This is a genomic window from Sphingobacterium puteale, assembly GCF_003627955.1.
In the GTDB taxonomy this organism is placed as follows: domain Bacteria; phylum Bacteroidota; class Bacteroidia; order Sphingobacteriales; family Sphingobacteriaceae; genus Sphingobacterium; species Sphingobacterium puteale.
Window position 1 is genome coordinate 92,480 of the sequence record NZ_RBWS01000024.1, and the last position, 26,725, is coordinate 119,204.

The 26,725-nt window shown below is 38.8% G+C and carries 26 protein-coding genes; 8 read left to right on the top strand and 18 right to left on the bottom strand.

Annotated features, from left to right (window positions below; translation table 11 throughout):
• Positions 1–241: 241 nt before the first annotated feature.
• A complete protein-coding gene (locus D7322_RS29320; RefSeq protein WP_394342609.1) occupies positions 242–349 on the bottom strand; it encodes a helix-turn-helix transcriptional regulator in 108 nt (35 codons plus the stop codon).
• A 72-nt stretch (positions 350–421) separates the two neighbouring features.
• Here D7322_RS29320 and D7322_RS24590 point away from each other — a divergent pair, with 72 nt between their 5' ends.
• Positions 422–766, top strand: a complete 345-nt coding sequence (locus D7322_RS24590) for an immunity protein YezG family protein (RefSeq protein WP_108632567.1) — start codon at positions 422–424, stop codon at positions 764–766.
• Positions 767–842: 76 nt separating this feature from the next.
• Here D7322_RS24590 and D7322_RS24595 read toward each other — a convergent pair whose 3' ends face one another.
• The 8 genes from D7322_RS24595 to D7322_RS24630 all read right to left on the bottom strand — a co-directional run bounded on the left by D7322_RS24595 (position 843) and on the right by D7322_RS24630 (position 6,719).
• Positions 843–1,301 (bottom strand): hypothetical protein, encoded by a 459-nt coding sequence (locus D7322_RS24595; RefSeq protein ID WP_146190976.1) that lies wholly within the window; start codon positions 1,299–1,301, stop codon positions 843–845.
• 13 nt (positions 1,302–1,314) lie between these two features.
• Positions 1,315–1,905, bottom strand: a complete 591-nt coding sequence (locus D7322_RS24600) for a CHAP domain-containing protein (protein WP_121126839.1) — start codon at positions 1,903–1,905, stop codon at positions 1,315–1,317.
• Entirely contained in the window at positions 1,824–2,210 is a 387-nt protein-coding gene (locus D7322_RS24605; RefSeq protein ID WP_121126840.1) for a hypothetical protein, read from the bottom strand. Before D7322_RS24605 ends, D7322_RS24600 begins: the two co-directional genes overlap by 82 nt.
• 42 nt (positions 2,211–2,252) lie before the next feature.
• Positions 2,253–2,813 carry a DUF6266 family protein gene (locus D7322_RS24610; RefSeq protein ID WP_108632571.1) on the bottom strand — a complete coding sequence of 187 codons (561 nt, stop codon included), beginning with the start codon at positions 2,811–2,813 and terminating at the stop codon, positions 2,253–2,255.
• Between the two features lie 95 nt (positions 2,814–2,908).
• The gene (locus D7322_RS24615; protein WP_108632572.1) at positions 2,909–3,553 is read right to left on the bottom strand and encodes a DUF6266 family protein; all 645 of its coding nucleotides are present in this window, start codon (positions 3,551–3,553) and stop codon (positions 2,909–2,911) included.
• A gap of 495 nt (positions 3,554–4,048) precedes the next feature.
• Complete coding sequence (locus D7322_RS24620) at positions 4,049–4,507, bottom strand: hypothetical protein (protein WP_108632573.1); 459 nt, start codon at positions 4,505–4,507, stop codon at positions 4,049–4,051.
• Positions 4,500–5,552, bottom strand: a complete 1,053-nt coding sequence (locus tag D7322_RS24625) for a hypothetical protein (protein ID WP_121126841.1) — start codon at positions 5,550–5,552, stop codon at positions 4,500–4,502. Before D7322_RS24625 ends, D7322_RS24620 begins: the two co-directional genes overlap by 8 nt.
• Before the next feature lie 165 nt (positions 5,553–5,717).
• Positions 5,718–6,719 carry a hypothetical protein gene (locus D7322_RS24630; RefSeq protein WP_121126842.1) on the bottom strand — a complete coding sequence of 334 codons (1,002 nt, stop codon included), beginning with the start codon at positions 6,717–6,719 and terminating at the stop codon, positions 5,718–5,720.
• 236 nt (positions 6,720–6,955) lie between these two features.
• On the opposite strand from D7322_RS24630, the gene D7322_RS24635 reads away from it, so the two are divergent.
• The 4 genes from D7322_RS24635 (at position 6,956) to D7322_RS24640 (ending at position 8,594) form a co-directional block, all read left to right on the top strand.
• Positions 6,956–7,570 (top strand): cyclic nucleotide-binding domain-containing protein, encoded by a 615-nt coding sequence (locus tag D7322_RS24635; RefSeq protein ID WP_121126843.1) that lies wholly within the window; start codon positions 6,956–6,958, stop codon positions 7,568–7,570.
• Between the two features lie 214 nt (positions 7,571–7,784).
• A complete protein-coding gene (locus D7322_RS28620; RefSeq protein ID WP_165306104.1) occupies positions 7,785–7,922 on the top strand; it encodes a hypothetical protein in 138 nt (45 codons plus the stop codon).
• A gap of 138 nt (positions 7,923–8,060) precedes the next feature.
• Positions 8,061–8,285, top strand: a complete 225-nt coding sequence (locus D7322_RS28360; protein WP_147430542.1) for a hypothetical protein — start codon at positions 8,061–8,063, stop codon at positions 8,283–8,285.
• Positions 8,286–8,369: 84 nt separating this feature from the next.
• Positions 8,370–8,594 carry a hypothetical protein gene (locus D7322_RS24640; RefSeq protein WP_121126844.1) on the top strand — a complete coding sequence of 75 codons (225 nt, stop codon included), beginning with the start codon at positions 8,370–8,372 and terminating at the stop codon, positions 8,592–8,594.
• A gap of 39 nt (positions 8,595–8,633) precedes the next feature.
• On the opposite strand, the gene D7322_RS24645 is transcribed toward D7322_RS24640, so the two are convergent.
• From D7322_RS24645 to D7322_RS24660, 4 genes are all read right to left on the bottom strand, one after another.
• Positions 8,634–9,887 carry a TlpA family protein disulfide reductase gene (locus tag D7322_RS24645; protein WP_121126845.1) on the bottom strand — a complete coding sequence of 418 codons (1,254 nt, stop codon included), beginning with the start codon at positions 9,885–9,887 and terminating at the stop codon, positions 8,634–8,636.
• Between the two features lie 17 nt (positions 9,888–9,904).
• Positions 9,905–11,257 carry a RagB/SusD family nutrient uptake outer membrane protein gene (locus tag D7322_RS24650; protein WP_121126846.1) on the bottom strand — a complete coding sequence of 451 codons (1,353 nt, stop codon included), beginning with the start codon at positions 11,255–11,257 and terminating at the stop codon, positions 9,905–9,907.
• A gap of 9 nt (positions 11,258–11,266) precedes the next feature.
• On the bottom strand, positions 11,267–14,560 hold the full coding sequence (locus D7322_RS24655) for a SusC/RagA family TonB-linked outer membrane protein (RefSeq protein ID WP_121126847.1): 3,294 nt from the start codon (positions 14,558–14,560) through the stop codon (positions 11,267–11,269).
• Positions 14,561–14,689: 129 nt separating this feature from the next.
• Positions 14,690–14,929, bottom strand: a complete 240-nt coding sequence (locus tag D7322_RS24660; RefSeq protein ID WP_121126848.1) for a hypothetical protein — start codon at positions 14,927–14,929, stop codon at positions 14,690–14,692.
• 625 nt (positions 14,930–15,554) lie between these two features.
• Here D7322_RS24660 and D7322_RS28625 point away from each other — a divergent pair.
• From D7322_RS28625 to D7322_RS24675, 3 genes are all read left to right on the top strand, one after another.
• Positions 15,555–16,121 carry a hypothetical protein gene (locus D7322_RS28625; protein WP_183078833.1) on the top strand — a complete coding sequence of 189 codons (567 nt, stop codon included), beginning with the start codon at positions 15,555–15,557 and terminating at the stop codon, positions 16,119–16,121.
• Between the two features lie 245 nt (positions 16,122–16,366).
• Entirely contained in the window at positions 16,367–17,026 is a 660-nt protein-coding gene (locus D7322_RS24670) for a PP2C family protein-serine/threonine phosphatase (protein ID WP_121126849.1), read from the top strand.
• Positions 17,010–17,666: a hypothetical protein gene (locus tag D7322_RS24675; RefSeq protein WP_121126850.1), complete on the top strand. Its 657-nt coding sequence runs from the start codon at positions 17,010–17,012 to the stop codon at positions 17,664–17,666. Before D7322_RS24670 ends, D7322_RS24675 begins: the two co-directional genes overlap by 17 nt.
• Here D7322_RS24675 and D7322_RS24680 read toward each other — a convergent pair.
• From D7322_RS24680 to D7322_RS24705, 5 genes are all read right to left on the bottom strand, one after another.
• Positions 17,648–18,808, bottom strand: a complete 1,161-nt coding sequence (locus D7322_RS24680) for a hypothetical protein (protein ID WP_121126851.1) — start codon at positions 18,806–18,808, stop codon at positions 17,648–17,650. The genes D7322_RS24675 and D7322_RS24680 overlap by 19 nt on opposite strands.
• The gene (locus tag D7322_RS24685) at positions 18,805–19,590 is read right to left on the bottom strand and encodes a serine/threonine protein kinase (protein WP_121126852.1); all 786 of its coding nucleotides are present in this window, start codon (positions 19,588–19,590) and stop codon (positions 18,805–18,807) included. The genes D7322_RS24680 and D7322_RS24685 overlap by 4 nt, the downstream gene beginning before the upstream one ends.
• 403 nt (positions 19,591–19,993) lie before the next feature.
• The gene (locus D7322_RS24690; protein ID WP_121126853.1) at positions 19,994–22,573 is read right to left on the bottom strand and encodes a tetratricopeptide repeat protein; all 2,580 of its coding nucleotides are present in this window, start codon (positions 22,571–22,573) and stop codon (positions 19,994–19,996) included.
• A gap of 88 nt (positions 22,574–22,661) precedes the next feature.
• Positions 22,662–23,291: a hypothetical protein gene (locus D7322_RS24695; RefSeq protein ID WP_121126854.1), complete on the bottom strand. Its 630-nt coding sequence runs from the start codon at positions 23,289–23,291 to the stop codon at positions 22,662–22,664.
• 1,218 nt (positions 23,292–24,509) lie between these two features.
• The gene (locus D7322_RS24705) at positions 24,510–26,483 is read right to left on the bottom strand and encodes a hypothetical protein (protein ID WP_121126856.1); all 1,974 of its coding nucleotides are present in this window, start codon (positions 26,481–26,483) and stop codon (positions 24,510–24,512) included.
• Positions 26,484–26,725 lie beyond the last annotated feature (242 nt).

Below are 26,725 nucleotides of genomic sequence, written 5' to 3' on the forward strand. Positions count from 1 at the left end.
GCTCAAATTTAAATCATTATTCCAACTTCATGAAATTATATTATCCTAAAGTTGACCGGCTTTGACATAAAAAGATATATACCAATACAAATTTTTCTAGATCTCATGTGAATACTACACGCACTTGTGCGAGCTCTATCCTATTTCAAGCCTTATAGCGACGACAAACGGACTACTTTAGGTAATTATGAGATCAAGCAGCTGACATTCAGGCCGAGCGCATCAGCCCCCATTGAAGCTGTTATATATATTTTTCTGCCTCCAAAGCATTGATAGTCTGTTTGCTGGCACCGACCAAGTCCGCCAATTGCGCTTGCGAATAATTTTTCATTAACCGATGTATCCTGATAGGTTTAAGTAATACAGCGAATAATCACTACATTTATATGAGATCAAAACATTGCCTCAAATTATTAAAGAGATGAAAACAATCGACGAAATATACCATGCTATTGCCGATAATATAAAAACTGTCATCGGAGAAGAATGGGGCTCTGCAGAGCTGAAAATAGAAACCATTGGGACTATGGTCAGTTTTACCGGCGAGTATGCGGATCTAACCATGGATAAAAAACAAATCAACGTGGATGAATTCGATTTCCAGCTGACATTTGACATTCTTGAACTTCACCGTATTACCACAGCAAATGAAAGCAACAAATGGAACAAGGCTACCGTCCATTTGACATCGGCAGGAAAGTTTAGTATGGAGTTTTCGTGGGATCAACGCTACTATGACGAAATAGATCGTTTATCAAAGCAATAAAATAGGCTAGGGAATTACGACCTAGCCTATAAAAAATACAATAAATCTAATGCCTAAGGTAATTGGACAACCATTGTCAGGGCAAGAAGGTTTTGAAAAATTTTCTAAATCTCCAGCCGAGCAGAAGAACGGTCGCTCCTATAAAAGTGATTAACCAAAGATTTGGGATCGTCCATGTGCTGCGTTTATCTCTGCTTGACCTTAACTCGGTTTGCACGTTCCTTTCACTAGCTTGGGAGGAAAGTCCACTTTTGAGGCGTGTAGTCACTTTCGATTCCAGCATAACAAGTTTTCCCTGTTGTCCGATGAATCCACTATCCGGATGAAAACGATAACTGCTATCCGTCCAAAAATACCAGCGGCGAGAAAGCGTATCCTGCCGGAAGGTATACAGCCGTTGGCGCAGTTCGGTATGCTGCCAGTCTATTTCAACTTCTTCTCGTTTATCGCGCTTTTTATGCTCATATAGCTTGCAGGAAATCAGGATAAGCAGCCCAATAGAGACACATAAAATTTTGATTCGCTTTATTTCCATAATCACCATCCTTTCAATCCAGCCAATTTGAAAACGCGTAAATAGCCGATACAGCGCGTCGCTTGGATACGACCCGATCCGCCACGTTTCCCTCCACGGTCAGTATCCAGTTCCGCTCGATCTTTCGAACGATGCCCACATGGTCAATACGCCTGAGCCTATGATTATAGATTGCAAAAAGATCTGCTGGTCGGACAGCATCCTCCTCGACCTGTTCCTTTTTATAGTGTCGAGCCATCGGAAATAGGGCCGGGCTCCAAGCATTTCGAGGTACCGGAAGTCCAGCCTGGCCGTAACACCATGAGACAAATGCCGCACACCAAGCATAGCCTTTTCCGAGGCCGGTATAAGCAAGGTATTCCTCGACACGCTTGCCATCATTATTTCCGGTAGCTTCACCGATGCCGATCTCCTGCACAGCGATATTCACAATGTTTTCGCGAAAATTTTCTGTTCGATCCGCCTGCCCAGGTCTGGCCCCCATAGCCATAGATCTGGGTTGATCTTCTGCCACTTCTCGCTCTATAGCAGAATTGCCAATACCGCCAAGAAAAAGAACAGCGACAAAAAGAACACCGAAAAATAAAGAATACATTGTTGCCATGATGTCAATTGATTAAAGTGATAAGAAATATCCTGACGAAAGAACTTAAAAGGCTGCCAAAGAATTTCTTGCAGCCAGTAGCAGCAGTAGATTGCGAGCAACCCCGCCAAAATTCCGAATAGCAGCACGGACAATATGCCAATATCCAATACACCCGCAGTCGGATCTATGGCCTGGAGCAAAAGACCTGCTGAAATAAAAAATACAAGCAGACCAGCCAGCACAATGCCGAGCAGCTGTCTATTTGTTAGCGGCCAATAGATATCCTCGATATCGGAGGCCAGTTGTTTTTGTATTATTTTCATTGATTATTTAAATAAGTTCATCTATAATTCTATGGCTAGCAGCTATTCAAATAGCCCTAAGTATTGACTATTGGAAAAATTGGTTTTGTCTCTATCATGTACAATCAGGTACAGATGTACCGGCAGTTCTTCCATTCCTTCCGGTAGTTCCATTTGTAGTTTCCCCTGATGCCGAAGCACTGGTTCTTCATTGATCGCCGCCAGTTCATGCATTATAGCATAAGCACATAGAATAATACTGTCATCCCATTCATCGCATCTGACCTTGTCCGTTACCGGATCCCAAGCGAGCAGAATAGCTGCTCCCAGACGCTCAACGGAATAGACCCTCAGAGGAGTCTTCACGCCAGCACTCAGTTTCGCTTTTGCAGGGTCAACTTCAATATTGGGGTACGTACCGACCATGGCCCCCTGTAATATTGCGGACATCGCCCTGCCGATAGGCGTCTTTCTATTTTTATTCTTTCGCGATGTATAACCCATCTGTAGGATATAATTCACTGGGTTGAGAAATTTTCTTGCTTTGGTGAATTTCATGCGAACGGTTTCTGTTCCATTCGCAACAAAAGCCCTTCTTTCCTTTTGTTTCGTTAGTATTTTCATTTTATATATTATTAGTCCCTTTTTATACAAGCTTAAATCATCACAATGTACTATAGTATGACCGGTACCTGGTACCGGCCATAACCTATCGTTTTTTAAACCAGGTCTAACTCACCCAAATAGTTTGTCCGACTGATTCGCTTGTTCTTTCGATCCGCAAAGAAGAGCCACAGCTGTCCTTTACCGCCTAAAAAGTGTTCTGGCAGTTCGATATCTACCGTTCCCAAGCCCCGCGTTGGAGGCTCGGGAGCCGTCAGGAATTCGTCCAGCTCCGGATGGTAGAGTAAGATGTAAACATTATCGTCCAATTGCCCCTTTTGAATAGCAATCGCCTTATTTGTCCAGCTGATCATCAACATTCCAGCAGCGACCTCCGCTTTCACCTTACCCCCGGGCTGCAGACTTCCCTGCGAAATTTGTACCTTAGCATAATCAAGCATAAAGTTGGGGTACGTACCCACCACAGCAGTCTTGATATTGGCCTGCAACGCTGCATTTGTCGGCGTCATCGTATCCGCATTGATCTGCGAAAAACCTACCTGCACAAAAGGTGCGATAGGCATAATAAATTTGGCAATGGTATAGAAGCGCGCCTGCTGTATCAGTTGCTCTTCTGTTGCGGGCTTGTTGCTCTTTTTTGAAAGCCCACGGATATAATCAATGCTTTTCCAGCTAGCTCCTATTACGGATCCAGCCTTACCGCTAAATCCACCATTTGCACCTTTTCTAATTGTTCCCATGTTATTATTTTTTAAAAGTTTAACACATGTAAAAACTTGATTTATACCGGTATATCATGCTTTACAGCAACAAACATAAAATCGATAATTGGCAAATTCAAGGTAGGAAATCGGATAGTCCGATCGCTGTCCTGGCCCTATTTTCCAAGGGATTCACAGCGCGTACAATTGTCCGTTTACTGTCCGGGGCAAAAAGATCTTTGTAACCGTGTCCATCAGGCATCATCCCGATGTTGCTTCAATCCCGCTTCGGGATTGGCCCGTATCAGGTTTGGCATTTCTATCCGGCCTGTCTACTTATTCCCTACTGTTTTCCTACTCTTTTAGTAGGGAATTAGTGGAGGATATGTAGCGGAATATCGCAGTGATTGCGAATATGGTATGAAGCAGAAGCGAAGAAGCTTTGAATGAGTGCCGAAAATTGAAAGAAGAAAGCTGTTCAAAAAATCGAAACAAAACGAAAGAAGAAAATAGAAAGTTCGGATTCTAGGGAAATCAATCCGGGAGGTGGTGATATTTCTTTTTAAAGTCCACCATATCTGCATGCAAAAAATATTTGCCGGTATGGTCTTTTTTGAATGGGAGTATTAAGCCCTGTTTTTCACAGCGGTATAGTGTTTTTGAAACAATGCCCACATAGCGGCATACTTCTTTGCTATGCACCAGCACCAGCGGTGGATCGGGCAGTTTTCGGAGAATCAACGTTTTAATCTGCTCGGATGAATCCGTGATCCTGTCAACAAGATACCTGAATGCGTCGTGTAAGCAGGGCTGCCGACATTCTTTTGGCTTCGCAGAAATGTCAAAACAGCCTTCACAATGTATAAATTTATTCATAGATTGGGATTTAGGATCAATCGCCCTCCCCTTCCATTGTTGGAAAACCAATTGATCGGGTTTATAATAATTGAAGATTTTCATACCGGCACAAGGTACATTATCACGTTTATTCATGAATTTTAAGGATTTTATTTCGGTATTGCATAGCCTGTTCAGAAAGTAAATTGAGAAATGTGCTTTTGAGCCTATTTGAGCTTTTGACTATCAGATTAGACCGCCTTAAAATTGCGTGAAATGCCAGCTTCAGAAAGGACAGGATTTCCGTATGGGTGGTGCTGACATTTTGCAGCATAAATAAGGTAAAAAATGCTTTTGTAGGCTTATTCCCCACTCCTATCAGTGTAATCCCCTCGCGCATGACCGATTCATAATCATAGAGTTCGATCCATGCTCCTTTTATTTTTTTACCTTCCAGAATGATGGGATTGAGGTATTTCACGAGCTCATCGACCTCCGCCAACAATCCTTCAACAGTCTTTTGCTGCTCAAACTTACCATATACATTGCACTCATGAATGAGCCGCAGCAGTTTTTCAAAAGTATGCCTATCCCAGATTTCTTCACTGTCAATGGCAGCATAGCTTTCAAATATGGTTCGAAAGCGTGATGATAAGTCAAAGCGCTTTATTTTTCTCAGAAACTCTTCAAAGGTGAGTTTTTCGTCCACAATATGATGATAGTACATAAAGATCTTAAAAAAGGCCAGTTGTTCAAAGCCCACCAGATGAAATAGCGGCACTTCGGAGCATACCATTTTTATCCAGGGACTATCCTTGCTGGCCAAGATTTCCATTTCCTCGCACAGCGCGTCGATATATTGTTGAAGGTCGGTGAATTCGAGGCGCAATAAGGGCATATAATTGGAGTCGATTGACAATACAGTTTGTGGTGCCCGGCCCGGTGATTTTTCAAGTCTGCCTTCTGCTGCGGCTTGCTGTTGCAGCTGTAGTTCGATATCGTACAAACGGATATCGAAATGGCGGGCAAGCCGGTAAAATTCGGGACCAGTCAAATATGTAGTCCCCCTTTGCCGATTTCGCAAGGAACGTTTTTCGATGCAAAGCAATTCCATCATTTCCGCTGTCGTTCGATCAGGATCTTTTATTTTTTCTTCGATAATCTGAAATAGAGTAATTTGTATATCAATATCGGACTGCATAAATTGGATAACGCTAAAGTTAATTATTTAAAATAATAGACTTTAAATATATTACAAACCTTAATTAATTAAAAATAAAATCCCACATGAAACAGTTATTTTACCAAACGGTTTATCTAACGGTAAAATTTTTACCGATAAGCAACTAAAAAGGTTAATCTTTTGCTAATCCATTTTGAATGTACTTTTTATTTTGTCTACCAGCGTAGGTTCTATCTGGTAATAGCTTGCAGGCTTATGCAGACAGCGGTAAGAATAGAGTTTATTTTGCACACTTTTTTTTGTGATCTTTTCAAACAGCTCTTCAAGGACAGGCGAAATAATAATATAGTGCTTTTCCAGGTCAAATAACATAATATGGTCAGCACGAATATACAGCGTGCTGTTGATCTGTATAAAAATTCCTTCAAAAATAGTATCAATTGGTTCATCGTCATCAGCTACAAAAGGGATCGCATAACCTTCGTTAATGATAACATAATCAAAACCTTCCCCATATATAAACGCGAAAAAGTCCACATCTAAAACCTCGCTATCTGGATCAGTAGATTTAATTTTGTCTGTATCAGCAAATGTATTGGCAAGCTTTTGTGCTTCGTCTAATAACCTTTTTTCTTCAACATCTTTTGACCTAGTTTTTTTAGTTGGATTTTTAGACTCAGCACTCAAAATTGCAAGCATTCGTTTTTGATATCCTTTGAAGAAGATCAATACCAAATAGCCAATTATTACTGCGGATAAGTAATATTTTAAATCGGCCTGTTGATAAAAGGCCAGGATTTCTGATTCGTCCCTCGACATAGGCACTACATCTAAAGCTTCGTCCAGTGCGCTGCTATTCCGTCTTGCATTAAAGATGGCATATCCGAAAAGTAAGTTGGTTAACGTGTAAGGTAAGACCGACCATAATACCAGATTATGGGGAGGTCTATATTTAAAATCTGATTGCACGACGAGCATAACAACAGAAAGCCAAAACACATAAAAAGTCGCCGACGATAGAGACCAGATAATTCGGTCTACAATCATTTTATCATAAAGCTGCTCGGGTAAAGACCGGAGCGCAGGGATATAGGCCGCAAAATTACAGATAGCCACCACAAAAATACCGGCAACAATGCAAATAACATAATCATACCACCTAGGCTTACTTTTCGTCTTAATCATAACTGAGCAAATAATTGACTGTAAATATATTAATTAAACAGGTTCAACATAGGTAATATATTTACCTTAACGCAGACTCTCAAGTAAAACAATTACCTTTTGAATGAACCTCTTAGGACCTAAATTTACTTTATTCGAAATTCATTCTAGTTGAATACCGAAAACATATATAAACCTTATGAGCAATGGCCTACTATTGAATATGCTATGCCATACTAAAATAACGATTTAACCAAATGGGAACATACTATTCAGGAAACGATTCGCTTGTGACATTTTACAGCTATTGGGAAAAATTATATCCCGACCTTGAAGATTTCCATAAGCGCTGGCTATTGAAAAATTGTGAGATTATACCGATGAAAAGAGGTCAGATCCTATCGGAAATGCCGCATATGCAATCCGCGCTCTACATTGTATTAGTAGGCATATTGGCCAAAGAGCGTTATTGCCCTGATCGGGATGAACAACTGATCATGACCGTAGCCCTACCCCATATGGGATTCTTTACGACGATGCATTTTTTTAGCAAAAGTCCTGCTTTGGGTGATATAGTTTGTTTAAAATCGGGGCTAGTCTTAAAGATCCCATATAAAGCTATAGCACCCTATCGTAATCAGGAAAAAGCTATCGACACGTTGATTGATCTCTTGGTCAATAAGAAAAAATACCAGCTTGATCATCTCCGGGTAATGGATTCATTGCTTATATCCACGGATCGTTATTTCTATTTCGCGGATCATTTGCCGCAACTCTGCCATGCACTTACACAAACCCAGCAGGCCCGGTTATTACATATGTCCGTGCGAACTATCCGGCGGGCAAAACGACTATATGTACGACGAAAGTGATTTTTAGGCCACTTGGTGTCCTCGTTTCGGCCAAAACCTCTGTAATATCTTTGAATTAACGAAAGAAGAAAAAATACAGAGCATTAAATTACAGTAATGAAGCAACAACAGTCAAACGGCAAAGGACAGACCAACAGGCATATCTCGGAGATGAGCCCGATCTGCTCGACGGTGAGCAATCCGAAGCAGGGCCATCCAGCATTGCTGCAGGAGAATGTCAGGGTCATGGCAGGGGATCATCGAATCCCGCTGGGAAATTGTTGTTGTGCCGGGCCGGTCAGAGATCGACACGGCCGTAGATATACGACTTTCCCGCATAGGCGGTAGAGGAAGGATTGGTCTGGCAGAATAAGGAGTCCCAGCGCCAGACCAAAGAATTCGCTATGTGCGGACTCGGGGCCAATGTGCTGTCCAACTTTTTTGACCGATATGAACAGCGACATTGTGATCAATTCATAAATCTAAGTTAGGCAATTTAAATCATACAATTATGGCATGGTTTCAATTACTTGCTAATGGAGATGCAACAGATCCAAACGACTACAATCAAGTGACTTCACCCGGCTGTAGTGGTGCGAATCATATCTGTGCAATTCAGACAAGTCCAGATGTAAACAACAAGCCTGTATTCACTACTTCCCTAAGGAACGAGATGATTACAGCGTTGAATACAAACTCCAGTAGCACAAACGTTCAGTTAAGAACAAATCCGTAAATAAGGTATTGCACCTTATTTCAAAGGGCGCTCATATGGCGCCCTTTCTGAAAATCAAATGTTTCACTTTTAAATCTAAAAATTATGCCTTGGTTTCAATTAGTAGCTGGTGGTGATCCTGCAGATCCCAACGACTGGATTATAACGGGTAAACCGTCCTGTACGGGTGTTGGATACATCTGCGCAATTCAGACAAGTGCAAATGCAAACAATAAGCCTGTATTCACCACTCCACTGAGGAATGAAATGACTCATGCACTCAATACGCAAATGAATACGGCAAATGTTCACTTACGGTCGATTCCTTAATTATTCCGAAAATCAATCAAGGGTAGGAATTATCCTTGATTAATGCCCTCTTTCCTTAATGATCATAACCTCGATCACCTTCTTTTCACGGACTGCTTCCAAGCCGTAATAAAGTATCTGTTCATTTAGTTTTTCCAAGGAGCTATAATCTGGGATCTCTATAATTTCTTTAAAGCCCGATTCATCAAATGCTGGTGGATAGAGTTCGCTTACATCGAGTAAAAAAGCAAGATTATCTGCACCTTCCACTCGCCGACCATCCGTTGGCTTAACAGCATTTTCCTGTGATTTATCGGTCTTTCTAATAATGATTACGTCTTTTTCTTTCTTTTCAATAGATGCACTTACCCCCAGAAATGAAACAAGGTCGTTCATCACCAATTTTGCCATCTCCTTTTTAGACAAAGTATCCTGACTAAAACGTTGATAGCAGATCGCATATTTCGTATCCCATATCCTTGGTCCGATCGTGTTAGACTGATACTCATACATGGATGGATCCTTCACGTTCCATTCTACTCTACCCGGAATCCAGAGAAAATTTGGCGGGTCAATGAAATTATATAGTCGTTTAAAGGCATTAAAAATACTGGTATTGATCAAGCTCGTCACATACATGCCCGTTACCGAATCCTTTTCGATTGGTAGTCCGCCCTTAAACTGCAGATCGTCTCGATATCCTGTGATCAGGACCTTTCCCTTCAGGTTAGCATCGGCCGAATCATGTATCACTGTCTTGGTATTAAAATCGTCCTTTACCGGGATATCCAATTTTTCGTTCGCAATAAGTTCATCGATAAACTTTGATTTGATATAATCCGGATAGGTAATAGCTTTTACCTTACCCTTATAAATAAACACCGTGTGTGGTACCCCCTGATACGGAAAATATTTTTTTAATAGCGAGTCCGACACAATGGTGGGCAAATACGCATTTTTCTCTTTGAGGTATTTATTCTTTTTATAAAATTCCGTGATCAGCTCTTTGGACTGCCAAGTCACCGCAAAGATCTGGGCTTTGTCCCCCACTTCCTTTTGCACTTCCTTGACATGGGGCATCAGCTGGATACAGGTAGCACAGCTGGTATCCCAAAAATCCAGGATCAATACCTTGTCTTTATAGTCATCCAGGTCGACCTTTGTCCCTGAGAAATTCAGTATTTCCATGGCAGGCATATCCGGTACCGCAGCGCTAATTTTCAACTGGTTACTTAAATCTACATTTGCATTATGTTGACCAAAGCTAATCTGAAAGGCTATCAATAAACCTAATGTCATTATTAATTTTCTCATCTTTCTATTTGTATATATTATCGTTTGTTCTGTTCAATTGTTGGATTTAGGTCTACTACTGCACGGGGGATTAAAAAAGCATATTTAGGACTGCCGACCACAAGCTGATAATTCGTCCCATTGACCTCGCGCCGAGGAACGACCTGTGTTACACCTGTTTGATTCAATCGTTTCGTGTCGGCCCAGCGTCTTCCCCTAAATACCAATTCGCGTCGTCGTTCTTTCAATATCTCGGATAGCAGCATATCATTCCCCCAATCGACGGGCACAAATTTTCCATTTGCGAACCTGTTCTTACGCAGCAGGTTGATATCAGCCAGAGCATCCATGTTTTTGCTCAAACGGGCTGCAGCCTCCGCACGGATCAGTAACATCTCACTGGAAGTAAAGCCTATGAATGCTCCAATAGCGCTCTGGTCGTAATTGGTCTTGTAACCATAGGTTCCGGGATCAAAATCATTGTATTGAAAGTAGATCAGTTTACGCAGATCATGATTCGCATAAAGCGCCATCAAGTCCGGATTTATCCGTGCGGCATAAGGTGTTAATGTTTCCGAATAAAATGTTTGCGCCGTAAATATGATCTCCGCATTGTTCTTGGGGATACTCATTTCATCGTATATATCCAGTGTATTGTAGTCTAACAAATTTGGCTGTGCTTTCCATGCAGAATCTGCATAGCGAAAAGCACCCGCGTAGTCTTGCATATCAAGATACAGTCGTGCCAGTCCGGCATAGGCAGCCGTTTTATTGGGTCTGCTCCGAGCAATAGCCGTTAGCGGCAGCTTATCTGCGGCCATCTGATAGTCCGACACAATCTGCTGATAGGTATCCAATAGGCTTGCCCTTCCCTTGGGCAACTCAAGATCCGGTGTAAATTTCAGGGGTAGCCCCAGTTCCGCAGCAGCCGTATTTTTATTAAAGGGCAGACAATAGAGCTCGAGCAACTGCTGATAGGCAAAAGCCCGAAAGAAATGAGCGTTACCCACAATCTCCTTTGCTTGCTGACTCTCCTTCTCCTGCGCCGAAAGTGCTTCCACTACACTTAATATCTGGTTTGCATAGAAAACCGCCTTATAGGGCCCTTGCCATGCAGCGGCATTGATCGTGGGCTCATCCGACCAGATGTAGGCATTGCGTTCATCCGGATCCGATATGGAACTCCAGTCTTCGCCATTCAGGTAAAACTCTTCCCCTGCGATTAGATTTGCTGCTGCAAAACTGCTGTTAAGTACAGCATATTCATTCAACAAGAGTTCGCAGTCAGCAAGCGTACTCGGAATGTCCATTTTCCGATCAGGCTTGAGCTCTAGAAAATCTGAGCAGGAGGCCATTAATAGGCCTATGGTAAGTATGATATAAGTTTTCATATAATCGTGTTAAAAAGAAAAACTAAGTCCTAATGATCCGGCAAAGGGGTCGGGTGGATTATTCCCAAATTCCGGGTCTATTCCCAATTTGTTTGCCCGCCATATGGACATGATATTGGCCGCGTAGGCATACACCCGCAGATCTTTTAGCCAGCGGTTTTTGGGTGAATAGCCGATCTGAATATCGCGCCATTTGATCTGATCTGCCGGCGACACCAGGGCGGCAGAATACATATAGAAATTCGCCTCCTGCGCATTGGCCGGATAGGTAAACACAGGTACATCCGTTATTTTTTCGTCCCCGGGTTTCTGCCATCTCGCAGCATAGTCAGCATGCCCTACATTGTTGGCCACCAAGGTGGAATAGTTAATAGACTTGCGCATAAACTTGTGCCCCAACTGAAAGCTTATATTGAACGAACAGTCCCAATTTTTGTATGTAAAGCTATTCCGCAATGATCCAAAGTAAAGCGGCAATGCCGAACCTGAATTCTGCATATCTGCCAGCAATGTACCATTTACGATGGACGTATAATTGGTGGAAATCTCTCCGTTTTCATAGCCCCGCGGCTTGCCCGTCTGTGGATCCAGCCCCGCCCATTTGTAACTGATGATGCTATTGAGGTCAGCCCCTTCGATCGGTGTGACATTCATAGAATACGCCCCCGAGCGGTAGTAGCGCCCAAGCTGATCGGCCAGATACGATTTTGTCACCTTGGTGCGGTTATAGGAAAAAGCAAGATCCGAGCGCCACGAAAAATCTGTAGCACTGATATTGACTGAATGGATAGAAAGATCTATCCCTTTGGCTTTGAGATTGGCACTGTTCACATTAAGCGATGCAAAACCTGTAGTCGGGTCTATCTGCGTAGCCGAAATCAGATCTTTTGGCGTTTTGATATAAAATTCTGCCGAACCGCTCAGGCGGCCACCCTTAAGACTAAAATCCATCCCTAAGTTAAACATCCCCACCGTCTCCCATCTCAGATCGGGATTTGGCGGGCTTTGCATACTTGCGTAGGGCAATCCCGTCAAAAAGTGATTTTGGGTAGACCGTAGCATAATCGGATAAGCCGATGTGGCATTGTTTACATTCCCATTTTTACCATAGGTCATGCGCAACTTGAGCGTTGAAAAGGGGCCATCGGTCATAAAGCTTTCATTGGAAAGTAACCACGCGGCACCTATGGACCAAAATGGCTTGCCCCGATCATTGGCACTGACGCCAAACAAGTTGGAGGCATCCTTGCGCATGCTGGAATTAAAGATATACCGTTGTTTAAAGGTATAAGAAGCATTGGCAAAGTAAGATGTAAAGCGATTGGTTACCTCAGCTAACCGCGGGTAATTATTGATTTTACGGACACCCAGGATCCCATTAAGATAAGGGTGATCATGCACAAGGTCTGCTTCTTGATAGGACAGCGTCGTAGGGTCGTAGCCAAAGAATACCGATGAGTGGGCTGTCGAATGATCCTGACGGATCTCGCCGCCCAGCAGTACATTAACTTCGTGGGCGTCTGTAAACTTACGGTTGTAGTCCAGCTGTACCCTCCCCTGCTGTGCATCGCTGCTACCATTTAAGATATAGAGGTAGTCGCCGACCGGATAGTTCCATGTGACAGACTGCTTGTCCCATGATGCAAAGTAGTTGATCTCATCGCGTTGGTGCATACTACCTATCCCCCGCCAATTTTCTTGTTTGCTATCCGCTTTTCTAAAATTATAGAGCAGCGAAAGCCTTAGCTCGGGCAGTATCTGATAGTTTGCTCCAAATGAAAACATCATCTCCTTTGTATTATCCTTGATCTGTGTTTCGTACAGTTCGGCAAGCGGCCTGTAATTCCAGTCGAGCAGTCTTCCGCCAGCCACGGTATCCCTAAAGTCGCGGCTCAGTCCCACAGTCTCTACCTCTAGTGGATTACCGTTTTCATCTGCCAGGCGCATATAGGGATAGTTGCCATATCCAGCTCCCATTTCATTGTATTTGATCGGCACCATAGCATCCTTGGTGGTATACTGTGTGTACTGTGTACTCAGGTTGAGCTCCAAGCGATCTATGGGTTTGTACGCCGTCTGGTTACGGAAAGAAAGTCTATCGGACGAATTGGTAACCACCGCCCCTCGGTTTTTATCAAAACCTGCCGAGAAAATATTGCTCAGTTTTTGTCCACCACCTGCCAGCTGCACATTATACTGCTGTTTTACGGCTTTGCGATAGATGTACTTAGAAAAATCATCCCGCATATCTATCGCCCGCAGCGCATTTATTTTATCGGTCAGCTGAGCATCCGTCAATTTGCCTTCCTGACGATCTTTGAGCAGTTGCACCACAGGAGTCATTGTATACATCCGGTCATACATACGGCTGTTGTAAAATCCCTTTTCAAAAAGCATCAGCTCCACATCAATGAAATCCGAGGTACTCATCTGCGGGAAATAGTAGAGGTCAGGTTTATTTTCAACGGTGGTATTTGCATTGACAGATACCTTAAAAGGTTCATTTCGTTTTGCTTTCTTGGTTGTGATGATAATCACACCATTTCCCGACTGGGCACCCCAAATGGATGAGGCAGAAGCATCTTTTAATATGGAGATATTTTCGATATCATTGGGGTTGATGTTATTGAAATTACCGCTATAAGGAAATCCGTCTACTACGATCAGAGGCCAGATGTTAGAGCTGATTGAGCTCCGCCCCCTGACATTGATATTGGGAAATTTACCCCGGTTCTCATCGAGCATTTTTACCGTGGAGATACTGGGCACAACATCTTCCAGCCGTGAGATAAAATCCATGGATACTTTTCGGTTCAGCAGCTTATTATCTACAAACTCAAAACTACCCGCAGCCCTTTCCTTGGGAATCTGCTGTAATCCGGTACTCACCACTTCCACCTCATCTAACGTATTCTCTTTGAGAAAAAGGGTGATATTAAGCTTGATATCTACTTGATAATCGACTAATTGGTCGTTATAGCCTATATGAGAAAGCGCTACCGCTCCTTTACGGTTTGTAACCGGAATTGTAAAATTTCCGGTTTTATCGGTTTTGGCGTTACCTTTTTCGCCCGGTATGCGTATAGATACGCCGACTAAAGGTTCCCCATCGAGGGATGATACCACCGTACCACGTAATAGTTCCTGTTTCAACCCAACCGCCCCGCTGTCCTTGCGGGGCGTCTGAGCTGATAAACTAAACATAGAAACTAGAAGATATAGGATCACGAGTATCGTGATCTTTAGTATTTGTATTTGCAGCAATACACTGCTATTGGCTTGTAGTTTTAATTTTTTCATCATTCTAGGAATTGGTATTGGATTGGGATACAAGTTGGAAGAAATCGGAGATTGCTTTAGAAGTATTTATCGCTTCTTTGTTTACCTCTAATGAAATAGATACCTTACCAAGATCCATTTGATTCACGGCGATCATAAGATAGCTATCAATGTGCGGATAAATTGGACGGAGAATTCGGATAATTGTGAATTAACTTTCATTTTTTCCTTATCTACTGTGTCGGGTTGTAATGCAATAATATAGTCTTGGACTGTGCTTAGGGGATACCGCCTCCAAAAGTCTTGAACATTCTTGACAGGAATATATCCTGAGCGATGGGTCTCATAAATGGCCAAATCCGGTAGAATTAGGTGAGCATAATTAGATCTCATTTTTTAGATTTTAATCGCGCGCTTTGGACATAGCTGTTCCTGTCTGAGTAGATCAGTTAATTTTTAGGCCGTTAGCCGCGTGTAATAAAATTGATTAATTAGAAGAGCTAGAATTCTTTTGAATGAGTATCACTAGGTAAATAATTGAGCATCTCGAATTCCGTAGCTGATGTGGCCAGATCATTGCTGGCTGGATCATACCGAACTATTCGGGAGATTTGAAGATGTTTTTTGTTGTTTGTTTTTTTGTCATAATTCTATTGTTTATTTCTATGAGGAGAAACTGGCCGAAACAACAGAATCATAATAGATCACCCTATTGCTTGCTCTGCCGAGAAGGCGTAGGACAGCCACCGTCTTTCGACGGCCGAACACAGAGCAAGCAGGGTGACCAAGTCTTATGACTATGCAAAGATAGCATAAGACAAAGGTCTTTCCTACTCCTTGTGTTCGAATGTCCTACTTTTCTCCACAAGATCTTCGGATAAAACATCCTTATCTTTTCACATCGTTCCCAAAAGGGAAACTAATTACTACAAATTTATACATTATGTGTCAATAATAAAACAAAATGTATAAAAAATAATTGAAGAAATACTTTTGAGATAAACCAATATCTCTCAAAATGCAAAAAACCACTAAACAGAAAAAGCAATTAACACCATTCGGAGAATATCTTGCAAAACGCTCTGTAAATAAATCTGAAGTATGTAGAAAGGTTGGAATAAGTATTACTAGACTAAATAGGCTCTGTTATAACAGTAATAATTTCTTGCGATGTTATGAATTACAGCTCATTTCGTTAGCTATCAATGAAGATGCCTGCAAAATGCAACAAGAATTATATGGCCAGCTTCAATTACAGGAGGAGTTTACTTATTCTGAACAGCTAATCAATAATTTTTCAAGAGTATTGAACGATCAAGGCCTAATAACTAAATATGAGATTACACAAAAAGACATTGAACGAATAGCTATTATTCTTCCTTTTTGTATAGAGCAAAAAAATGAAACTGAGATACTAGAATTAATAGGTCTAAAACGTAGAAGTTCCAAATTAATTACTTCTCTAAGAGCATGCGTGGAAGCTGATTTATTGATTATACATAAGAAAAATGTCGAAGGAATCATTGTATCTGAATATGGTTTAACAGAATTAGGAGAAGAGATTATTGGTGTTGATTCTAATTAAATTTAATTATTCCCGAAATCAAAAATACCTTAAATAGTAAATTTACAATCTTGCCCGATTTTTCCATGGCGAGTTAAATGTATAAGATTTGCTAGAAAAATTCCACTGTAAAAAAATATTTTACACACCTTTACTAACTATATTAGTATATTCAAATATTGATTTGGGTTCTTTTTGTATTCACGAATCAATATATTTGCCTAATTAATGAAACTATCCGTAGTTCCAATTGTTGTTAAATTCATATGCTAAAATATATAAGTCATTCTGTTAAAGGCATACAGCGTAAAAAAAATCAGGATCGGGTGTTAATTATCGAAAAATCCGACTATTATCTATTTTTGATTTTTGATGGGGTGAGTTCTCTCTCAGACAGTTATTTGTTTATTAATAGCTATAAGAAAGCACTTAAAAACAATTTAAATAAAATAACTGCTGATGGTAGAAATCTCGCTGATATACTTTTTGAGAGCCACTGTCAAGTTTTAAAAGACGAGTTCGATGGTATGAGCACATTAGCAGGTTTATTTTATAGTAAATCAGACGATAAAGCAAAATATATAAATATTGGAGATTCTCGTCTATACATATTCACAAATCAATTTTTGGAGAATATTACAAAGGATCATTCTTTGCCAGCTCAACCAAATATTTTGACAAAATGCTTAGGAATAAAGGACCTTTCTATTGATGACTTTGAAATTAAGGAAATAGAAAAGGGTTATAATTTTCTTTTATGTACTGATGGTTTTTATCATATAATGGCCAAAAACCTCAAGGAGTTTTTTAATGCTTACAACTTTAAAAAATTAGGTAATATCGAAAAGAAATTATCATCTTTACAACATAGGAAGAACAAAGACGACGCGTCATATATCCTCATTAAACATGAAATTCCAGGCTGAAACTGATCTTGTTGAAACGCTAAAGGCAAGTATAAAAGAAATTTTTCATCGTTCAAGAGTAAAAATCTTTGAAGAAGTATCCTTGGGTTATGGAATCGCTGATATTGTCGTTAGTGAGATTTGTTTAGATTTTAACAAATCAAAAGAGTTAAAATCTTTGGACATCCATGATATAAATGTATTTGTTATCATACAAGAATCTGGCACTATATCTTTATCTGATGTTATAGAGCTCACCAGATGTAATAGAAGAATTATCCTCAGGTCAATTTCGAACCTTATCAACCATGGTTACATCGAAGAGCAAAATGGTGTTTTCCAAATGTCACGTAATTATGAATTGAGCTTTGTTAAAAATTTCGCAATTGAAGCTAAGCTCAAGGATTGGAAAAGAGCCCTTAAGCAAGCTTATCGATACAAATGGTTTGCTGAGTACTCCTTTGTCGTACTTGATGAATATTATTCAAAACCAGCGTTAAGGAATATAGCTATTTTTGAAAAATATAATGTGGGACTAGCATCTGTTTCAGTCGATGGAAAGTTGACAAGACATTTTAATCCTACCCCACAGCCGCCTTTAGATCTAAAAATGCAGATGCTATTCTCAGAAAAGATCAAATTCTACGAACTCGCCAAATAACTTTTCCAAATATTAAGATGATAATTTCCACTTTCATTATCAAGATAAACATAATTATTTTCTAACTCATTGTAAGTATCAATTGCACTTTGAACGAGAGTTTGCACATATTTTTTCCTTTCAGACAAATCAGCTTTTGCCGAAATAGCGTGCAATAGTCTATTTATTGATAATAAATAATTTTTATTAACGTCCGGTTTATGAATATTCCAATCGTATCCTCTACGAAGAATAATATCACTAAAAATATTTCTTTCATTTTTGATTCTATCCAGCTGCCCCAAATCCCTTAAACTAGTAAGATCATTTGCTTTGACCATATTCAATAACTTTTCGGAAAAGTAATATCCTTTTGAGCCTCCACCACTTTGGTCTTCAGTAAAACGGACAATATCAAATTTTCGCAAGTTCTCATATGTGCCAATTGTAACATAGTCAATATCAGTTTGAGCCAAAATAACAATTGCATCCCAATTTGCATACGCGTAGATAGTTTCGAACTGCTGAATTTTTAAGGTTTTAAAAACATTTGAGAGATTCCTTAGTATCTTGATATCTGTTGTTAACTTTTTGCGTGTTTCGGGCTTATTTTCGCAGGTCACAAAATATCCATCAAAACAGATATCCATATCTGTACAACAAAAGAGAATTTCTTCAACTTTAGCCTTGTCAATAATAATATGATTTGCAAAAGCTAATGTCATAAAATACTTTCTGCCATCCAATTTATTCTTTGCAACATGGTGATTAATATTTTTTATCGTCGATACAATATCTGACACCTCTTCATTTTCATAAAAATGAGGAATTATGATATTTTTAAAACCTTTATCTTCTTGATACTTTATTGCTTGTTTCAAACAATTATCAAAATATATGCTTGTAACTTCCTCATCGCTGCAATTCGCAGGATGAAAGGGAAACTCTGAAAGACTTCCTTTTGTTATATCACCACTTGTTTTTTTTCCATAGAATTGCAAATCAATCATTGAAAAAGGTAATATAGGTAATAATCCTTTCTTAGTATCAAATCTAGCCCCATGAGTGAATGCTGTTATCAAAAAAAAATCCCCTATATCGTGTTGAAGATAACTTTCAACATTCCAGTTTGAATTGTGACCTAAAACATGTGTTACTTTCATATACTAGTTAAATTTAAATATGCCTCTATTTTTCTTGGCCTCTGTGAGGGATTTATATGAAACATTGCATTGCAAAAGTTATCAACTACAGTACTTCCAGTACTCACTTTTGCCAAAGGTTTTGTAAAAGATTCTGCTACTTCATCTCTCGATTCACCAAATGGCAGTCTTCCAACAAATAATCTATATGCTATTATCGCTAAACAAAAAAAATCTGTCCTATAAGAGATAAGCTCCTTTTTACCATGATATTGTTCTGGGCTAGCATACAACCATGAAAGCGGTTGAGTACCTGCGGCAGTAATTGTATCATCATCGAGAGCTCTAGCTATTCCAAAATCTAAAACAACAGGAAGTCCACTGCTACAAATTCGAATGTTGTGAGGCTTCAAGTCTCTATGTACGTATCTATCCAACCATATGGGCTGAAGGATGATTCCAACACGATACATCAGATCTAGTACTTTTTTCTCATCTCCGACAAATTGGTCAATTAATTCAGATAAATCATGACCTTCAATATATTCTTCTAATATAACTGTGTCGCCATTATATTCCTCTTTTCGGATTAGTGAAGGTATCCCAATATGGGTAGCATATTTTTCAGAAATCTTTATTTCACGTTCAAGCCTTTCATCAACAGTCTTAATTATTTTCAGCGCAATTTTTTTCCCTTCAATATCCACAATAAATACCGTCTTCTGTCCGCCAGGTGCAGCTTGAAGATAATTATCGATTTTAAAATACTCTAAAAAGCTATCACTAAGAGCAATTGATCTCATACAAAACACTTAATTATAAATAAACCATTAATTACCGTATCGTGAATGTCCTTAGGTTATACTTCAGAATTGACGATTTCGTCGCTCTTCAATTTGCTACAATTTTTGGCTATAATACAAATATTATTATTCCCACTTAAAATTCCAAGTAATTAAAAAAGAAAATACTGTGGAAGTAAAACTTGATGATACAATACAAATATAAATTGACTCTAGCTCTCATTTACTATACCTAAGCAATATACAATCTGGACACCTCCAAAAAAGAACACCATAAATTATAGGCTACGTTGACGAGTTACTAGTTTTAAGTCAGAAGAAAAATATCAAAAATTTGAGTATATTTAGGCCTTCCGCAATTTTTGTGTGCAAGCAGTCCGAGCCTAGATTATTTAAAATAAAATCAATTTAGTTTTGCAAAAAATATTTTAGATTTGCTTACATATTTGGTTTGAAGTAAAAAGAGGCTATCTCTAAAAGAAGTTAACATGTTACTCCAGATTTCAACTATATAAAAATTTCCAATAGTATTAGGAATATTAATTTTAGCTCCTTTTTGTTGCCCCAAAAGTATATCCCATAAAGCATCTCTTTTGTCTAATTTTAATCCATCGCTTATTTCATTATCAATATTTAAATAGTACTTGGATTCGATGCCTCCTTCGTCCTTTAAAATCACCATGGAATTATCGCTCACAGATGTCAAGAATATGACACTAACAAATTTTTCATACTGCAACCAAAGGTGTACAAAATAATCATGGACTTCAAAATTATCATAAAACATTACTCTAATTTTATATGCCAATTCAAAAGCTTCATTTTTATAGCCCATGGATAATAGCAATCTGGATAAATCCAAAGCTTCCTCAACCCTAAAGTCGCTTAGGTTATTAATTGACAGAATACAGTTCTTAGATTTTTGATTTTCTTTTCTTTCATGATAAAAAAAGGCTCCATTTTTCCTAAAAAGGTCTGCTTCTGTTGTTTTCTCCCGCCCCATTCCGATTAACAGGATCCTTTCCGCTTCATTATATGAATTCAATTTGCAATAGGACCAAAATAGCAATTGAATACCGGCAAGGCTTTCTAATTTTAAGCCAACGACAGTTTTATAATCCTCCAATCTGTAATAACATTCTGCCACGAGATCCTTTATCTGGGGGCTGAGCTTGAATTCACCTAATTTTTCAAAACTAGAAAGAGCAGAGCTATATTCTCCAAGCTGAAAATATCCGTGACCGATTTGCATCGACAAAAAAGTTTCACTGTTTTTATCATACTCTTTACCTTCTGTTTGCTTCAGTGCCCAAAGCGCATCACTTCTATTCTTCTCGTGTATGTTTACCAAATAAAGCCCGATATATCCAAAAACGTAATTTGGAAATTCCTGAATAAGCTTTTCGCAGTATTTCCTAACTAAATGATATTCTTCAAGTGACAATAAGTTGCATACTAAATTATCAAGCACCAATGGTTTATATTTTATGGGCAATTTTCCATAAATATCTAACGTAATATCCTCCAGATTTTGTATTTCTCCAAATAAACAAAGTAACCGGGCTTCACATATAAATGTTTGAAACTCTTCATCTGGCATCATAGTATTTGTCTTCCACTTTTGTAAAAGTCTTCGGCATTTAGATAAGCTATTTTGCTTTAAATAAATTAAAAAAAGCCCTTTAAATGTAAAATGTGATTTATCTAAATTCCATGCAGTTTCGAAATCTTCATCTCTCTCCTCCGCTCTTGATAAAGCTGTCAGACACAAAGCACGATTAAAGTAAATATTCGATAGAATTTTTGGAGCCTCTGAGTTATTAAATAGTTTAATTATTCTTGAATAAAGATTAAATGCCTGCTCGATTTTCAACAATTCCCCTTCATTAAAATGATTAAGATGCAACTTCTCTATTGTCAATATACCTCCCACTAATATTCCCGTGTAAGCTGAAATAATTTGCCATTCCTTATAATTATCGGAACGTAACTTCGCTTCTATCTCCCACATCAATTCTTGTGATGCAGAAATATTCCCTTCCTTATTAAAAAGATCTATCAATTTTATAATTATAAAATCTGATTTGATAAACTTGGGTGGGATCTTGTTTTTAATCTCTTCTGCGGATATCTTGTCTCTATTAATCAATAAAAATGCAGACCATAAATTTTCATTTCCGTCACCGATTTTTAAAGCTCTCTCAAAATAATGGTTAAATTTCTCTCCATCATCCAAAATAGCATAAGCCATACAGATATAGGACAGTGTATCTAAAGATTCGTACACAAGCCCCCCAATTTTCAAGAAATATAATGCTGCGCTCTTCTTTTCTCCTAAATCCAAATAGGTAACACCTATATTGGCCAGTAATTTAAACTTAACTTCCTCAGATAAAGTATTCCAGTCTTTACGTTCAAATTCAAGATAGAAATTGAGAGCAGCCATCAGCTTATTATCTTGCCTCAGTTTTAAACCTATTTTTAGATTTTCAGAATAAATACTGCTGTTATTAACAATGGGATTGACATTACTATTCAAGTTAACATACTGGGTTAACTTATCTAACATTTCATGAGTTTGCCTATTTTGATCTATAATTGTTATAACACCGTCAAAAATTTTATCTATAATTTGGTCGACATGTTCATCTCCAACTGAATATACATTATTAATAAATTTTGATTCATGGCTCTTTTTCATACCTTGTAGAACCTCTACAGTGTACTTATCAATGTCATCAGTAACTTTATGATGTTCATGACACATAAATATTAAATTACTGGCTGATCGCCGTTCTTCGTCGGTTTGTTTTTCATTGTAACGCTCCCCTCCCTTTTCTGCTGCTTCGATATGGCACAACTGTGATATATATGTTCCCTCTGAATTAAAGAGTTTGTGATTACAGTCAGGAAACGCACATTCATTACCCGATAAAGCCAATAAGTATTTTATAGTCGATGTTGTTGGAGTTTTACGTGCCATAATTAAATTAGCTACTAAACAAATCAGAGTTGGTTAAAAATTATAATAATAAATGTAAGCCATTCCTATTGGAACGGCTTATTATTCGCTATCCTATCTCTTGCAATTCAATTTCGACTTTTGTAATAACTTCACTAGATCGCTTCAAAACGTATTGAATCCTTTCATCGGAATATGAAATAGTTTGGTAAGAATGATCAACTGTATTGTAAACAAATACCCGCACAGCAGAGAGACTAGTTGCTTTCATCTTCCTAGAGATCCAATATTGTTCAATAGGCAATCGCAAAGTACTGCCAAAGTCAAACTCCCTATCTGTCAAAACAACTCCGACAGGATTTCCATCTAAATCTTTAAATATTGCGCAGCTCTGTCCCCCAATCATATGCCCATCTTCCAATCTTAAATTAATCTCAGAGTAGTTGAGGATACAAGTGAGTCCTTCTTGTATTAGAAATGTATAAAAATTATGCAATACAACTTGGCATAATTCTCTCCTCCGACGATTTGCCTTATTGTCTTTAAAAGTATCTCGCAATCTTATCTCAAGAAGACGTTTTGCCTCATTATAATCAACAATACCTTTTGCAAGTGAAAAACATACTTCGTGTGTTACCTTATTAAAACCACCTTTAATAAAGTTGTTCTGTTTTAAGACCTGCGCCATTCCTTTCGGATCCGCTTGGGCAAAATCTAGTTGTCTACATGACAATCTCATTACAACCTCCTTTTATACAATATCCTACCATCAAACTTGCTGCAATTCTGGCATGCAGACTCCTCCCATTTCCTCCAAAACCTTGTTTTGAAAGATCCGTTGTATTCTTTCGAATCATCTTTGAATAATATGAGTTAAGAGGCCACTAAACTCATCAAATTACGGGAGCCAAACCAATTGTCATTTTTCAAAATAAATTGTTACGAGTTAGCGTAAATATTTACATTTGAAAAACCAAAATATGAAGACGGGCTTGGACCTGTCCCAAAGATTTTAAGCCACACTAGCACTGTGGCTTTTATCTTTCTACAACAAATATCAATGATTTTCTTGCGAAGCGCTAGTTTGACTTTTACACATTTTGAACAAAAGTTTGTCATAGGATGCGTTTACCGTGAGTTATTAAAATTAAATATCTGACATACTGATATTTACGAATGTGGATAACTTTAAATTATAAAATATTACCTTATTTTTATGTACAAACAATTCAGTCATAAAATAATCATTTTTAACCATTTGAACTTTAAAAAATCACTATTTGTTCCTACTTTTGCACCACTCTGGCAGATTAATATTTATACCTACCATAAGAACTCTAACTCCCGCTTTCTACACCTAGTTCTAATCACCAATCTTCTGTATGAATCAAATTATATGTAGCGCAACAACGATCATTTGATTGGATAATAACATCTTTAAAGGATGCGCCGAAACAATTAAGTTTTTTTGCGATATACTCTTCTCTATTTTCAAGATACTCTCTTAATTTCCTTTCATTGCCTTGTAATTCCCTCGGAATATTAAAGGTGATTTGATATGTTTCAATCATATTTCAAAGTTCCTATTATGAAACTGATAGTGCAAAATATTGTGCTTTACGTTGCCTATAACGGTAACTTAAATTCATCCGAAAATGGCACGAAGCTAGATATCATTGATTATAATTTACATGTTACGGGATACCATAAAAGATGCTCTTCATCTAATTGTATTTTAGATAAAAACATTTTAATATGGAAACAATTAAAGCAATCAAACCGGGACCAAAACCTAAGAAACAAGATGGCACTCCCGACAGAAGACAACGGGTAACACCCGACACTAAACCCAAACATCCGGATCTGAAACCGCACAAGCACAAGCCTGGGGATTCGAAGTAAGAGAAATAGAGGCCACTTCATAACTGACTTAGGGGCGGTCTCTATTTCTTTTACTCTAAGCCTGTTGCCCACTTTCTCGATCAGATGCCAGCTTTAAATTAAACTGGGCTTTTAATTCATTGACCAAAGTTAAGGCCGTGGGTAAGTCCGTCGCATTTTGGGAGATAACATTAGCCACAGTTCCGGATTGTTTCACTACACCTACAGCATCAACCTGCGCTTCATTTTTGGATGTTATCATAGTTAACCATTCACCCGCAATATTATTCGAGATTTTCTGAATATAAATATTCTTGTTACCTGTTGACCTAAACGGCATATAATAACGTGTCGCATAAAGATTAGCAACCTCAACTTTCAAAGTACCGGCAACTGCCGCACCAGTTGGAAGACCGATAATACTTGCGGCTATGGTATCATTTGTTATATTATATAAACCAGAGATACTAAAAGTATCTTGATTTGTATCACCAATATTTTCCCCCGCAATTAAATTCCTTCTAAAACTTATTGACTGGGATAACTTAAAATTAGGGGTATTGAACAAAGCTGTCAAGGTCGCTTGTGACTCCAATCGGATACGATTGCCATTCCCCCAGAAATTATTGGTATCGAGTGTCCCTGATTCCAATAAATATCCACCCGTTTTCAGTGAGTTATAAAACGTATTTCCATCGATTTCATTACCATAGCTTTTGGAGACAGTATTCGCGCTAGAGTCCAATACAATACAAGCAACGGGTGCCACAGTGGCTACTCCCCATCGATTAAAAATATTGCCCTGAATTTTGGAATTTGTTACTCCCTCGGACAAGATGGAAGATCCTGAACTGCAAGTGAAATTGTTGTTGCTGATGATTGTTTTATCTATCCTATCGGCATGTACTGCTCCTTTGGAATTATAAGGCGGATTGGTTCCAGTATCGGAATAGCGCTGTGCGTGATCAACATTGTTCGACGTAATATTGCTATTGATGATATTACCAGCTTTAATAAAATAACCTAAAAGTGTGTAGTCAAGATTGCCGCTCACAAGACTATTGACAAGATTACCCATAAAAAAGGTGTTAAAACTATCGCTAAAGTTGCCGATGATATCAAATCCATAACCATCTGTTGTCTTATTATTGATCAAGGCAAAATTGTCCCGATTGGCATTGCCACTATCGAATGAATGGAAGAAATTGTTCCATATCCGATATCCTCTGGCACTGCCACCATATTTCCCCAACGTATTGAACTGTTTAAATAGCATAGCATTATGACCACCACTAAAAGTATTGTGCTTAATGGTGACCTGACGTCCCCAAAATTCCAAATGGGTCTCGGCATTGCCAAAGTCACAGCCTTCGATCACCGCATCAATGTTATTTTCCAGATCATCTTTCCATGGATCGCCGGAATTGGGGTATTCATCGACTCTTTTGAACAGTACGGCCACAGAATTTGCGATGTTAACCGATCGCCCCCTAATGGCTACATCTTTAAATGTCGTTCCTTGTGAGTAGTTTCTTATGGTATATAGGTCCGTAGAGCTTGGCATCAATTCGATACAGGATTTAACATAGGAATTACTACCTTGTTCGCTGACAATGCCCCCTCCTAGGCTATCGTGTGGTATACTGAGTGTTTTTGAAATATAGAATTTGCGCCCCGGAAGGCTGATACATTTTCCCTTGCCCGCACAGTAGTTTAACGCATTTTGCAAATAAGGATAATCATCGGGGTATGGTGGCTGTCCGCCCGTTTCGACACCTTTAGCACCAAAATATAGCACATTCACGTTACCGACGAAATTATGTATCAATTTAATTCCTCCAGTTGCAATTACGCTGCCACCATCCTCTGGTCCAGGATCAGTTGAAGACAGGTAATACATAATTGGTGCTGGAGTGTCGCCTTTTTTGTAATAGCCCAGTAGCTTTATACCTGAATAGATTGGTGTGGTTCCTTGTAGTCCTACAATTTCATTTGCAGAGAGATCCCTCATCTCCTGCATGGTGTTTTTGATTAAAAATTGATTTGCCATATTTCTTTTTTCCTTAAAAGTGTATAGCAAAAGTAAGCGGGTTGTTGGCGCTATCCGAGGGAAAGAAGCTGTATGTAGGCGGTAGTGGCGAGATACCGAAAAGTCACTGCCTATTCTATATTATATTTTAGCTCATCTCAATAGCTGGACTTGCAAATAAAATCGGCAGTGCTAGTTAAGCAGCTTTTTTAATTTTTTGCTCTTTGTTATTAAATTGCTCAATTGTAAGATTTCCCAATGTG

Coding starts and splice junctions, on each gene's coding strand:
- D7322_RS24595 (WP_146190976.1), bottom strand. CDS start 1,301: ATGGAAATAAAGCGAATCAAAATTTTATGTGTCTCTATTGGGCTGCTT.
- D7322_RS24655 (WP_121126847.1), bottom strand. CDS start 14,560: ATGATGAAAAAATTAAAACTACAAGCCAATAGCAGTGTATTGCTGCAA.
- D7322_RS24685 (WP_121126852.1), bottom strand. CDS start 19,590: ATGAGATCAATTGCTCTTAGTGATAGCTTTTTAGAGTATTTTAAAATC.
- D7322_RS24645 (WP_121126845.1), bottom strand. CDS start 9,887: ATGAGAAAATTAATAATGACATTAGGTTTATTGATAGCCTTTCAGATT.
- D7322_RS24695 (WP_121126854.1), bottom strand. CDS start 23,291: ATGAGATTGTCATGTAGACAACTAGATTTTGCCCAAGCGGATCCGAAA.
- D7322_RS28625 (WP_183078833.1), top strand. CDS start 15,555: ATGCAAAAAACCACTAAACAGAAAAAGCAATTAACACCATTCGGAGAA.
- D7322_RS24650 (WP_121126846.1), bottom strand. CDS start 11,257: ATGAAAACTTATATCATACTTACCATAGGCCTATTAATGGCCTCCTGC.
- D7322_RS24660 (WP_121126848.1), bottom strand. CDS start 14,929: ATGAGATCTAATTATGCTCACCTAATTCTACCGGATTTGGCCATTTAT.
- D7322_RS24705 (WP_121126856.1), bottom strand. CDS start 26,483: ATGGCAAATCAATTTTTAATCAAAAACACCATGCAGGAGATGAGGGAT.
- D7322_RS24615 (WP_108632572.1), bottom strand. CDS start 3,553: ATGGGAACAATTAGAAAAGGTGCAAATGGTGGATTTAGCGGTAAGGCT.
- D7322_RS24690 (WP_121126853.1), bottom strand. CDS start 22,573: ATGGCACGTAAAACTCCAACAACATCGACTATAAAATACTTATTGGCT.
- D7322_RS24600 (WP_121126839.1), bottom strand. CDS start 1,905: ATGGCAACAATGTATTCTTTATTTTTCGGTGTTCTTTTTGTCGCTGTT.
- D7322_RS24605 (WP_121126840.1), bottom strand. CDS start 2,210: ATGAAAATAATACAAAAACAACTGGCCTCCGATATCGAGGATATCTAT.
- D7322_RS24620 (WP_108632573.1), bottom strand. CDS start 4,507: ATGAATAAACGTGATAATGTACCTTGTGCCGGTATGAAAATCTTCAAT.
- D7322_RS24680 (WP_121126851.1), bottom strand. CDS start 18,808: ATGAAAGTAACACATGTTTTAGGTCACAATTCAAACTGGAATGTTGAA.
- D7322_RS24625 (WP_121126841.1), bottom strand. CDS start 5,552: ATGCAGTCCGATATTGATATACAAATTACTCTATTTCAGATTATCGAA.
- D7322_RS24635 (WP_121126843.1), top strand. CDS start 6,956: ATGGGAACATACTATTCAGGAAACGATTCGCTTGTGACATTTTACAGC.
- D7322_RS24610 (WP_108632571.1), bottom strand. CDS start 2,813: ATGAAAATACTAACGAAACAAAAGGAAAGAAGGGCTTTTGTTGCGAAT.
- D7322_RS24590 (WP_108632567.1), top strand. CDS start 422: ATGAAAACAATCGACGAAATATACCATGCTATTGCCGATAATATAAAA.
- D7322_RS28620 (WP_165306104.1), top strand. CDS start 7,785: ATGTCAGGGTCATGGCAGGGGATCATCGAATCCCGCTGGGAAATTGTT.
- D7322_RS24640 (WP_121126844.1), top strand. CDS start 8,370: ATGCCTTGGTTTCAATTAGTAGCTGGTGGTGATCCTGCAGATCCCAAC.
- D7322_RS28360 (WP_147430542.1), top strand. CDS start 8,061: ATGGCATGGTTTCAATTACTTGCTAATGGAGATGCAACAGATCCAAAC.
- D7322_RS24675 (WP_121126850.1), top strand. CDS start 17,010: ATGAAATTCCAGGCTGAAACTGATCTTGTTGAAACGCTAAAGGCAAGT.
- D7322_RS24670 (WP_121126849.1), top strand. CDS start 16,367: ATGCTAAAATATATAAGTCATTCTGTTAAAGGCATACAGCGTAAAAAA.
- D7322_RS24630 (WP_121126842.1), bottom strand. CDS start 6,719: ATGATTAAGACGAAAAGTAAGCCTAGGTGGTATGATTATGTTATTTGC.